The sequence below is a fragment of the Pseudonocardia pini genome, from assembly GCF_013870575.1.
GTDB lineage: Bacteria > Actinomycetota > Actinomycetes > Mycobacteriales > Pseudonocardiaceae > Pseudonocardia > Pseudonocardia pini.
This window is the reverse complement of the sequence record NZ_JACBXB010000107.1, coordinates 1-10,556: the sequence shown is the minus strand read 5'-3', so window position 1 is coordinate 10,556 and position 10,556 is coordinate 1. Positions and strand designations below refer to the sequence as shown.

General features: G+C 71.3%; 12 protein-coding genes. 2 read left to right on the top strand and 10 right to left on the bottom strand.

The window, feature by feature from the left end; genetic code table 11:
- Positions 1 to 213: 213 nt before the first annotated feature.
- The 10 genes from H5J29_RS09335 to H5J29_RS09290 form a co-directional block, all read right to left on the bottom strand.
- Positions 214 to 849: an arsenate reductase/protein-tyrosine-phosphatase family protein gene (locus tag H5J29_RS09335; RefSeq protein ID WP_181780526.1), complete on the bottom strand. Its 636-nt coding sequence runs from the start codon at positions 847 to 849 to the stop codon at positions 214 to 216.
- Between the two features lie 406 nt (positions 850 to 1,255).
- Positions 1,256 to 2,683, bottom strand: a complete 1,428-nt coding sequence (locus H5J29_RS09330; protein ID WP_181780525.1) for an HNH endonuclease — start codon at positions 2,681 to 2,683, stop codon at positions 1,256 to 1,258.
- Between the two features lie 169 nt (positions 2,684 to 2,852).
- Entirely contained in the window at positions 2,853 to 3,458 is a 606-nt protein-coding gene (locus H5J29_RS09325) for an arsenate reductase/protein-tyrosine-phosphatase family protein (RefSeq protein ID WP_181780524.1), read from the bottom strand.
- Between the two features lie 53 nt (positions 3,459 to 3,511).
- Complete coding sequence (locus H5J29_RS09320; RefSeq protein ID WP_312858131.1) at positions 3,512 to 4,480, bottom strand: LCP family protein; 969 nt, start codon at positions 4,478 to 4,480, stop codon at positions 3,512 to 3,514.
- 174 nt (positions 4,481 to 4,654) lie between these two features.
- Positions 4,655 to 4,873, bottom strand: a complete 219-nt coding sequence (locus H5J29_RS09315) for a sugar transferase (protein WP_181780522.1) — start codon at positions 4,871 to 4,873, stop codon at positions 4,655 to 4,657.
- Positions 4,874 to 5,101: 228 nt separating this feature from the next.
- Positions 5,102 to 5,644 carry an NEW3 domain-containing protein gene (locus H5J29_RS09310; RefSeq protein ID WP_181780521.1) on the bottom strand — a complete coding sequence of 181 codons (543 nt, stop codon included), beginning with the start codon at positions 5,642 to 5,644 and terminating at the stop codon, positions 5,102 to 5,104.
- A 208-nt stretch (positions 5,645 to 5,852) separates the two neighbouring features.
- The gene (locus tag H5J29_RS35810; protein ID WP_181780520.1) at positions 5,853 to 6,404 is read right to left on the bottom strand and encodes an NEW3 domain-containing protein; all 552 of its coding nucleotides are present in this window, start codon (positions 6,402 to 6,404) and stop codon (positions 5,853 to 5,855) included.
- Between the two features lie 482 nt (positions 6,405 to 6,886).
- Positions 6,887 to 7,054 (bottom strand): hypothetical protein, encoded by a 168-nt coding sequence (locus tag H5J29_RS09300; RefSeq protein WP_181780519.1) that lies wholly within the window; start codon positions 7,052 to 7,054, stop codon positions 6,887 to 6,889.
- A gap of 77 nt (positions 7,055 to 7,131) precedes the next feature.
- Positions 7,132 to 8,202: a hypothetical protein gene (locus tag H5J29_RS09295; RefSeq protein ID WP_181780518.1), complete on the bottom strand. Its 1,071-nt coding sequence runs from the start codon at positions 8,200 to 8,202 to the stop codon at positions 7,132 to 7,134.
- Positions 8,180 to 8,404, bottom strand: coding sequence for a hypothetical protein (locus H5J29_RS09290; protein ID WP_181780517.1), 225 nt, complete (start codon positions 8,402 to 8,404; stop codon positions 8,180 to 8,182). Before H5J29_RS09290 ends, H5J29_RS09295 begins: the two co-directional genes overlap by 23 nt.
- 424 nt (positions 8,405 to 8,828) lie before the next feature.
- Between H5J29_RS09290 and H5J29_RS09285 the strand changes: the two genes are divergently transcribed.
- Both H5J29_RS09285 and H5J29_RS09280 read left to right on the top strand, forming a co-directional pair.
- Positions 8,829 to 9,725 carry a glycosyltransferase family 2 protein gene (locus tag H5J29_RS09285; protein ID WP_181780516.1) on the top strand — a complete coding sequence of 299 codons (897 nt, stop codon included), beginning with the start codon at positions 8,829 to 8,831 and terminating at the stop codon, positions 9,723 to 9,725.
- The coding region (locus H5J29_RS09280) for a glycosyltransferase family 2 protein (protein WP_181780515.1) at positions 9,722 to 10,556 on the top strand (835 nt) is incomplete at its 3' end. The genes H5J29_RS09285 and H5J29_RS09280, both read left to right, overlap by 4 nt.

The following is a 10,556-nucleotide window of genomic DNA, read 5'->3' as shown; positions in this document are numbered from 1 at the left end:
CGACGCCCGGCCCGCACCCCACAGCCCGATCACCACGAGGCCTGCCACGACCAGCACCGGGACCGCGGCGAGCAACACCGTTCGACCGTGCCCACGCCAGTCCGCCACAACCCAGCCCCCCGCCCGGTGTCGACCTCTCAGCCTGACGAGGTCTCGGGATCCGGCGAGGTGTGAGAACTGCGTATGGACTTCTGACCCAGAGTGAGTGCTCGACTACCGGTGCGGCACGATCTTCTGGACGATCCGGTAGACGGCGTCCGTGACCAGGTGCACCGCCGCGCGGTGGGCCTCCTGGGGGCGGCCGATCGGGTCCGGGACCGCGAGGTCCTCGGGATCGAGCGGGACCAGGCCCCGTCTCCTCCGTGCCTGGTCCACCAGCTCGTGGGCGCGTTTCACCGGGTCCTCCGGCGGCAGCATCCGCTCGTCCACGGCGTCGGCGAGCGCCGCGAACTCCCGCAGCGCGAACGTCGTCCGCAGGCCTGCAGGCTCGCGCTCCACGACGGCGCTCCGATGCCGCACGGAGGCCCCGAGGACCAGGTCGGCGCGGCGGACCATCGCCGATCGGAGCTGCCGCGCACGGAACCGCCCGGCCACGATCCCGTCGAGCCCCCAGGGGCTCAGCTCGTCCCGGGTGTCGGGGTGCATCATCTCGCCGACCACCGCGTTCACCCCGGCGCTCGCGATCTCGAAACGCTGCGCCTCCCGGCCGCCGAGGCCACCGACGAGGAGGTGTCGGGCCATGATCTCGGCCGCGGGCGAGCGACAGATGTTGCCTGTGCACACGAACAGCAGATGGAAGCGTTCGGGCACGTCAGCGGGCTCGGCCTCCGGTCGGGCGTGACGAGCCATGTGGCCATTGTGACTGGACCGAACGGCAGAACGCGAGCGCGCGGCCCGACCTCACACGGCCCTCAGCGACGGCTGCGCGGCACCGGCCGAGGACGGTGCTCGCCCGCCGCGGGCTCGCGCGGCTCGGGGAACACCTCCGGCTCACGGGGGCGCCTCGGCCTCCTCACGACGCCGCCCACCCCGGGCCAGCAGACCGAAGGCGAGCGCGACGACGAGACCGAGGGCCAGCCAGCCCACGACCATCCATCCCCACCACGCCATGTGACACAGGCTACGAGCCCCTGACCAGCACCGACAGCCTTCGTTTCGGTGAGTGCACTACGACACTCGGTGAGGTGTTACGCCGACCGAAAGGCCTGCGACCCCAAAAGGGTTCGGGCCGGCCCGTTCACCGTCACCCGGCGCCTCAGAACGGCGGCGGCCCCGAGTCCGACGCAGGCCCGGGCGGGACCTCGCGCCGAGGCGCCGTGAAGGGCCGGTAGTCGAACGGCCTGCTGACACGGCGGTACCCCGTGGGGGCGACCCACGTCAACCGGCCGTCCGCGTGCGCGAGCACCCGCCAACCCGGCCGTTCCTTCAGCAGGTTGTGGTGCTTGCAGTGACCGGCGAGGTTCGGCTCGGAGGTGTGGCCGCCATCGGCCCAGCGATGTCGATGGTCGAGCTCGGAGTCGATGGCCCGCCGGGAGCAGGTGGGGAAGCGACAGACCTGGTCACGGGCGCGGACGAAGTCCGCCAACGCCTTCGGCGGCCGGTAGGTGGTGCGCCCGTGGTCCAGCAGGACCCCGGACAGCGGATCGGTGACCAACCGCCGCCACACGCCGTCCGCAGCGGCCTCGCGGGCGAGGTCGGCGGGGATGGGCCCGTAGCCGACGAGGTGGGCGGGCTCCTCCGACGCGCCGGTCAGCGTGTCCAGCCCCACCACCACCTGCACCAGCGTGCCCGACGCGGCCGGCCGGGCCGGGTCCTCCGCCTCCCCCTGCCGCAGGTCGGTGAGCGTGAGACGGCCGAGCAGGAGGTCGCCGACCAGGTCGGCCCGGCGCTGGTCGAGCGACCTGTCGTCCTCGAGGCTCTTCGCGAGACGGGTCAGCATGTGCCACACCGCCTCCGCGTCCGTCGCCGGCAACATCGCGCGCAGGACGGCCATGCCGTCCTCATCGGAGTAGACCTCGACCCGGCGCGCGGCGCGGGACTCCCGGTGACGCCGGTTGGCCCCCTCCGGATCGACCCGCAGCACCGCCTCTCGCACCGCCGCCCGCAGCTGCGCGGCGGTCTGCTCCGGCGCATCGGGCAGGACCAACGGCTCGACGGCGCGCGCCAGCTCGTCCGGGAGGCACAGCGTGCCGTCGTGCACCGCGCGGGCGCGGGCCTCGTCGATCCGCCCCTCCTCCCACGCACGCAGGACCCCGGGGAACAGCGACTCCAACCGCGCCGCCTCGTACAGCCTGCTCTTCGCGGTGAGCCGCGACAGCCCCAGCGCGCACCCCAGCTCGTCCGGCGCCCAGCGGGAGATCGGCAACGCCTCGTCCACCTGCGAGACCCCACGCTCGTCCCCCGGCCGACGCCGACGCAGCTCCGCGACCAACCGGGTCCGCCGCGCCGCGTGGACCCGCGCGAGCCGCTCCTCCTCCACGATCCGGTCCACCAGCTCCGCATCGGAGACCTCCGCGAAGGAGTCGCCGAGCTCCCGACCGACCTCGCGCCCCAGCTGGGCCAGGGCCGCGGAGAGCCCGCCCGCCGCGTCGACCGCCTCGAGCAGCGAGCCCATCTGGTCGTCGATCTGCACCCACGACGAGACGGCCGCCGGAGCGGCAGGCCTCTCGTCGAAGTCGAACATACGTTCTACCCTACCCGTCCGAGACGACCCGATCAAGCCCTATCGCGGCTGCTCAGAGGCTCTGCAGTGGCCGAAGTGGACAGGTCGCACCGGGGTCCGGGGTACTCCGTCACAGCCCCCGGAAGCCACCTCCGTCGTGTCGGCGGCGCAGTCCGGAGGAGCGGGAGCGCTACCGCGCAGGCACGAAGCGCCGCACGATCCGGTGGACGGCGTCCGTCACCAGCTCCACGGCCTCGCGGTGCGCGGACTGCGGGCGACCGATCGGGTCCGGCACGCGCAGGTCCTCGGGATCCATCGGCACGATGCCCCGCAGCATCCTGGCCTGGTCGACGAGCTCGGTGGCCCGCTTCACCGGGTCGTCCGCGGGCAGCATCCGCTCGTCGACGGCGTCGACCAACGCGGCGAACTCCCGCAGCGCGAACGTCGTCCGCAACCCGGCAGGCTCCCGCTCGACGATCGCGCTCCGGTGCCGCACGTTCGCCCCCAGCACGAGGTCGGCCCGGCGGACCATGGCGGACCGCAGCTGCCGAGCGCGGAACTCCCCCGCGACGAGCCCGTCCAGCCCCCACGGCGAGAGCTCGTCCCGCGTCTGCGGGTGCATCATCTCCCCCACGACCGCCCCGACCCCGGCGCTCGAGATCGGGAACCGGCTCGCCTCGCGGCCGCCGAGCGCCCCGATCAGGATGTGCCGGGCCATGATCTCCGCGACCGGCGACCGGCAGATGTTGCCGGTGCACACGAACAGCAGCCGGAAGGTCTCGCCCTCCGGTGGCACGCGGACATGGTGTGGCATCTGGTCCCCCGACCTGACGTGAATGGAGTACGTGCTCAGTTCGGCGTGCCCGCGAGCGCCTCGGTCGGGTGCGTGGCCACGTACTGCACCATCGTCCCGTCCCGGAAGGCCGCCCACAGCTGCGCGCCCGCCTCGTCGTCGAGATAGACGACGGACTGGGGGCCCTCGCGCCCCAGCCCCGCGACCGGGGCACTGGTGAACACGACCCCACCCGGTCGCAGACCGCGCATCTCCAGCGCCAGGTCCCGCAGGCCGCCGTTGGACAGGGTGTCGTCCACGCTGACGGTCTGGCTGGTGGCCTCGACGAGGTCGTACAGCCCGGCCGGGTTCGACATGGTCTCCCCCGCCTTCGACAGCAAGGCGCGCAAGGCGTTCTGCTGGCGCTTGGCCCGGTCCAGGTCACCGCCCGGCAGGTCGTAGCGCTGCCGGACGTAGGCCAGCGCCTGCGCCCCGTCGAGGTGGTTGAGGCCCTCGTGGAAGTCGACGCCGGCGTTGCTCGTCGCCGCCGCGACCCGCACGTCGATCCCGCCCACGGAGTCCACCATCTGCTGGAACCCCGCGAAGTCGATCACGCCGAAGTGGTCGACCCGCACGCCCGTCAGGTTCTCGACGGTCTGGATCAGCAGCGGCGCCCCGCCGAACGCGTAGGCCGCGTTGATCTTGTTCTTCCCGCGGCCGGGGATGTCCACCCAGCTGTCCCGCGGGATCGACGTCACCGCCGCGCTCTGCCCGTCCGCCGCCACCCGCGCGAGCATGACGACGTCCGACCGCTGCGACCCCGCGTCGACGCCGGCCGCGGCGTCCGTGCCCGTGGTGGGGGCCTCCGCCCGGCTGTCGGTGCCGATGAGGAGGAACGTCGTGGCGCTCGTCTCGGCCGGGCGGGTCTCCTCGGGGATGCCCGCGAACGCGCCCGGCACCCGGGAGACGTTGTTGCCGAGGTTCTCCGTGAGCGCGTAGATCCCGGCGGCCGCGAGCAGGAGCAGGGCCAGGACGGTGACGAGCACGCCGATCAGGACCTTCCGTGCCCGCGAGCGACGCTTCGTCGACTCCGTCCCCACCCGGAGGCTCGGATCATCCGAGCGGCTGTGAGGGGGCATCGGGTACTCCTGTGGTCGGGCAGCGGAACGCCGGCACGTCACGAGTGAGTCGTGTCCGTGCCGGCGCGTCGTTACGGCTGGTCAGCGACCGCGGGCGAAGAGGACCTCGGAGAAGGTCCGCACGATGATCTTCATGTCGAGCCACAGCGACCAGTGCTCGATGTAGTAGTTGTCGAACCGCGCCCGGTCCGCGATCGAGGTGTTGCCCCGCAGGCCCGAGACCTGCGCGAACCCCGTCAGCCCGGACTGCACACGGTGCCGGTGGGCGTAGCGGTCGAACTCCGCGGAGAACTGGTCCACTAAGTGCGGACGCGCGGCGAGACCAGGAACAGCGCGAGACCGCCCACCGCGACGTCGAACGCCCGCTCAGACAGCCGCGCCGACCCGTTCAGGTTCGGCGCACAGATCTGCATAAGGGGATTGAGCCGACGTGGTCGGCCGGTCTGGGTGTGGAACCGGTGTATCGGCGGGACCACCAGCAGGTCCCGCCCGCGAAGTTCCCGTCCGCGATCAACAGGCGCGGTGCGATCAGCTGCCCGCAGCAGCCGACCCGGGGACGTAGACCAACTGCCCCGAGAACGCACCCTCGGTCGCAGTCGCCGCAGCCGTCACAGTGACCGTGGCTGTCTTGACCGCGCCGGGCGCGATGTCCGCAGTCGCGTCGCCATCAGGTGCCGAGGCCGTCCACCCAGACGGGCCACTGATCGTCGTCGCCGCGACATCGAGGCGCACCGGGACCGTGCCGACATTCCGTAGGCGGAAGGTCAGGGTGCACGTCTCCGTCGCAGCGGCCTGCCCCTCGGTACGAGTCAGGACCGGCTTGAGGGTGAGTGTCGTGTAATCGGCGGAGACGCCGACCTGGCGACAGTCGAGGCCCTCGTTCTGTGTTCCGGACGCGGAGAGCGCGATCTTCGGCTCGGCAGGGGCGGGGACGGTCTTGATCGTGGCTGTGCCGGTCACACTGGTCGTCAGCAGGACGGCCGCGGTTGCCACGGACACAGCGCCGAAGCCGACTGCAGTAAGCGCACCGATGATCGCAATGCGTCGGGTGGTGGCGGCGGTGCGGGTCATCTGGCGTCCGTCCTGGAATTCGTTGTACTAGCGGAACAGTGGTGGAACAGGCTTTTGCGATGCCCCGCTCAGCGGGTTGCCGAGCGGAGCATCTCCATGCGCTTCGCCTAGTGGCGATGAAGTCGACGACCTCGCAGGGCCATCTCGATCGCCGAACCCGTGATGAGACGGGTAAGGCGCTCGAATCCTCGTCCGACCCTGTTACAGGTCAGCCCTTGGCGCCGCCGTTGGCCGGAGCGAGCGGCGAACCCGCGGTGGGGGTAGAGCCGCCGGACACCTGGAAGGTGCCCGTGACGGCGCCGCCCTGTGCTGTACCGGTGGCGGTCACGACGGCCTCGGCCTGCCCGGACTGGCCGGCCGGGATGGACTGGCCGACCGCGGTGCCGACGGCAGGAGCGATGGTCCAGCCCGCCGGGCCCTGCAGGTCGAACTTCGTGATCGTGAGCGGCTGGTCGCCGGTGTTGTTGAGCTTCGCCTTCAAAGTGCAGGTGCCACCCTGGCCGTTCTGGATGATCAGCTTCGGGTTGACCGTCACGGTCCCGGAGTCGGTCGAGACCTTGATGTCAGAGCAGTCCAGGTTGGTGCCCTTGCCGGAGCCGGTGACCTCGACGCTGCGGGCGATGGTCTCCGACGACACCGACGCGTTGCCCTCAATCGTGGTGGTGAGCAGGATCGCGGCGAGTGCCGCGCCACCGGCGATACCGACACCGACAATGCCGCCGGTGATGGCCTTGGCGCGCTTGGTGGAGAAGATGCCCACAGTGGACCGTCCTTTAAGATGAGTGACCCCGGCTTTGGGGAAAAGCTCGCAGGGTGATCGGGGAGTTACGCAACGCTTGTCGCCGCTCGCATCCCCTGAGTTACTCAACGACTAAACAGATCCTCATAGTTGACGACGGCGACTGTTCGCACGCATGTGGTTGGCCGCCGAGCGGAGTAATCCACCTGGGCAGTCCACGGCGCCACGGAAATAGACGTACCGGGCCTGGCGCTGTGCGAACGCAATCCCACTCGCGGCTTGAACTGCACAGGGCCGGCGGGCGCATTCGAGCGGATGCTTAGTCCACTTCACGCCCCCCTGCTCACCGACTGACCGCGAACAGCACCACCCTCTCCGCCACTCCCTTCGGCACCATGTCCGGCCGCTCCGTTGCGTCGGTTAGGTGTGTCGCCGCTTCGGTGACGGCCGAGGTGAACACCACCTCCCCGCTGCGGCCTGCCCACACACTCGGCTGCCGACGTTCACCGGGTCGCCCATGATCGAGTACTGGCGGCGACGACGAGGCCGGTGTGGAGGCCTATGCCGGAGGAGATCTCGGGAAGGCCCTGTGCGGTCAGGATCTGGCTCAGCGCTTCGTCGACGCGGCAGCGGTCCGCCTCCGGGGTGCCGCCCGGGCGATCGTCCAGCACGACGTCCGGAGCGGTGCGACGTCGAGGGAGCCGGAGGACTCGGTTGCTGATGCCACCCGACCAGCCGGCCTTGCGCCCTACCGCCGTACCCGGACGTTCCTGCTCACCCCCACCGGCTTCACGTCCGCGCCGTCCTGATCCGCACCCGCCGCCGACAGCACCTGGCCCGCCCTCTCGACCATGTCGGTGGCGAAGCGTTCGCTGAACCCCGCGGCGAAGCCGAGGACGGCGAAGACGCCGAAGGCTGCGGGGGGTTGGGCGCCGGTCGCGCCCAGGAGGCCGCTGACCAGGCCGAACTGCACGATGGCGCCGAAGACGGCGCCCACCGCCGGACGGAGGGCGCCGAGCATGCGCAGTTGGCCGGAGGGGGCGGTGAAGTCCAGGCGGAGGGAGCCCTTCGAGATGCGCTGGAACACGCTGACGACGGCGCCGACCGCGCCGAACGCCGTCGAGCCCACCAGGGCGGAGGTGCTGACGATGTCCGACCACAGCCACGCGTTCAGCAGACCGACGCCGACGACGAGCGCGAGGGCGGCGCCGAGGCCGATGAGGGTGCCGCGGAAGTAGACGTACCGGGCCTGGCGCTGCACGAGCGCCATGACCCGCTCGCGGGCTCGCTCGATCGACTCGCGCATCGACGCGGTGGCGGCGGAGCGCTCGCGTGGCTCCATGGCGGAGAGGCGCTCGGCGACGGAGAGGACCGCGGTCATCGTGGAGTAGAGGACGTCGATCAGGCGCCTGCGGTCGTCGGCGAGGCCCGTCGCGGCGAACACCCGGCGGACGTGCTCGGTCATCTCGCTGCAGACCGCCTCGGCGGCCATCAGGTCGGGGTTCTCGGCGTCGAAGACGATGTGCAGGTCGTCCCCGCCGTCGCGCCCCGCGACCGCGGCCACTCCCCCGAGCTTGCGGGCGCTGATGAACCCGTTGCGGATGGAGCCCACGCACTCGGTGAAACGGCGCCGGAGCAGCACCTCCAGCAGCGTGGCCTCAGCGCGAACGGCAGGCTCGGTGTTCATGAGGGCGACGTGTCGCGCGCCGACGATCTGGCCGAAGGTGACCGTCTCCCCCTCGTTCAGCACGAACTCCCACATCCGGCTGAGCCGGACCGGCCCGTCCCAGCCGAGCTCAGCCGGGGTTCGACGCGTCATCGTCGGCGAGGGCCGCGGAGGCGGCGGGAGGGTCGTCGACGATGGGGGTGTCGATGGCGTACCCGACCGTCGGGGACTGCCATCCCCTCAGGTCGCCGGTCCCACCGATCCACCCCAGCGACGGGGACTCGTCCGCGCCGTGCGCACCGCTGTCGGGCTCGGCGGCAGGGCTCACCGGGTCCGTGCCATCTGCTTCAGCCATGAGGAGGGGAGTGCCGGCCGCCGGGACCTGATACCCGGGTCAGGCTCGGCCCTGCCCCCTGACTCCGACGACGGTCCCCGCCGTCATCCGCCCCTCCGTTCGGAGCGGACCGGATGACTACTTTCCGTAGTATTTTGCCTGGGCTTTGCCTAGTGTTACCCACGGTTACCCTTCCTCACTGAGACAACGGAGCGTGATTCGGCCTCACCGTGACTACTCCGTTCAGGCGTACACCCTGCGCCTCAACTCCACTACTACCGGTGGTAACACCCCTCTCTACCAGCCATTAAGGGACCAAAGTCCCTATCAGATCGTCCGTTTGCCGTAGTGACCCACGTCGCGTGCCGTAACGTACTTTCGGAGCGCAACGAGGTGAGCGCTGAGTGACCAAGCACGGTCACCTTCACTCGCCAGGAGATCGACCATGACCCGCTCGCTGGAGCCCACGGCCCTCAACGGACACCACCCGCAGTTCGTCCGGCAGACCACGATCCGCGCCGCTGCCGCCGCGACCCGGCAGCGCACCCGCACCCCGCGGGTCAGCGTGGTGCTGCCGACCCTCAACGAGGCGAAGAACCTCGAGTGGGTCCTCACCCGGATGCCCGCGGACCTCCACGAGGTCGTCCTGGTCGACGGGCGCAGCACGGACGACACCGTCGCCGAGGCGAAGCGGCTGCGGCCGGACGTGCGGGTCGTACTGCAGTCCGCGAAGGGCAAGGGCGCCGCGATGGCGCTCGGGTTCGCGAACGTCACCGGCGACATCGCCGTCGTGATCGACGCCGACGGGTCGATGGACCCCGCCGAGATCCCCGGCATGGTGGGGGCGCTGCTCTCGGGTGCCGACGTCGTCAAGGGGTCGCGGGCGGCGGCGGGCGGCGGATCGCTGGACCTCACCGCCCTGCGCCGCGCGGGCAACTGGGGTCTGACCTTCCTGGCCAACCGGATCTACCACCAGCACTGGCGCGAGCTCTGCTACGGCTACGCGGCCTTCTGGACCGACGTGCTGCCGCTGCTGGGGATCCAGGAGATCGTCGAGACCGCGGAGCAGACCCACGAGATGGTCTACGGCCACGGGTTCGAGATCGAGGCGATCCTGTTCTGCCGCGCCGCCCGCGCCAACCTGCGCGTGGCCGAGGTCTTCAGCTTCGAGCACGAGCGCCGCAACGGGGAGTCCAACCTGGCCACCTGGAGCGACGGCTGGCGCGTGCTGACCGCCGTCCGCAAGGAGCGGCGCTACCGCTTCGCCGACGCGATGGTCGCCCGGAACCGCCGCACCTACCCCGTCGTCCCCTTCGTGCACGGCTCGCAGGACGCGGCGTGAACGCCACGGGCACGGCCACGATCGTCATCCCCTGCTACACCGAGGACCGCTGGGCCTCCCTGACCGGGGCGATCGACTCGGCGCTCGGGCAGACGGTGCCGGTGCCGGTGATCGTCGTCGTGGACCACAACCCGGGCCTCGCCGCCCGGCTGCGCCGCGAGGTCTCCCGGGTCACGGTCCTGGAGAACCGGTACGCGCAGGGTGTCTCCGGCGGTCGGAACACCGGCGCGGAGGCGGCGACCACCGAGTACGTCGCGTTCCTCGACGACGACTCCACCGCCGACGACGCCTGGGTCGAGCGGCTCGTGGCGGGCCTGGAGCGCGAGCCCGGCGCCGCGGGTGCGGGCGGGGCGATCGTCCCGACCTGGACCGTCGGCGAGCCCGGGTGGTTCCCCGAGGAGTTCGGCTGGGCCGTCGGGATGACCCCGAAGGACCGCCCGCTGACCCGCGTGCGCAACGTGTGGGGCGGTAACATGATGGTCCGCCGCAGCACCTTCCTCGCGGTCGGCGGCTTCTCGGGCGACTTCGGCAAGGTCGGGGACGTCCCGGAGCCGGAGGACACCGAGCTCTGCCTGCGGATGAACAACGAGCTGGGGCTCGACCTCGGCTGGGTCTTCGTGCCGGCGGCGATCGTCCACCACGGCGTGTCCGCCCACCGCTCCACCTTCGCCTTCTTCCTGGAGCGCTGCTTCTTCGAGGGCGCGGGCAAGGCGGCGCTGGCGAGCAGGCCGGACCAGCCCTCGCACGTGCTCGGGGCGGAGGGCGACTTCGTGCGCCACGCCCTCACCGGCGGCGTGCGACGCAGCGTCACCGCGGGTCAGTGGTCCCGCG

Coding starts and splice junctions, on each gene's coding strand:
- H5J29_RS09335 (WP_181780526.1), bottom strand. CDS start 849: ATGGCTCGTCACGCCCGACCGGAGGCCGAGCCCGCTGACGTGCCCGAA.
- H5J29_RS09330 (WP_181780525.1), bottom strand. CDS start 2,683: ATGTTCGACTTCGACGAGAGGCCTGCCGCTCCGGCGGCCGTCTCGTCG.
- H5J29_RS09310 (WP_181780521.1), bottom strand. CDS start 5,644: ATGACCCGCACCGCCGCCACCACCCGACGCATTGCGATCATCGGTGCG.
- H5J29_RS09295 (WP_181780518.1), bottom strand. CDS start 8,202: ATGACGCGTCGAACCCCGGCTGAGCTCGGCTGGGACGGGCCGGTCCGG.
- H5J29_RS09290 (WP_181780517.1), bottom strand. CDS start 8,404: ATGGCTGAAGCAGATGGCACGGACCCGGTGAGCCCTGCCGCCGAGCCC.
- H5J29_RS09285 (WP_181780516.1), top strand. CDS start 8,829: ATGACCCGCTCGCTGGAGCCCACGGCCCTCAACGGACACCACCCGCAG.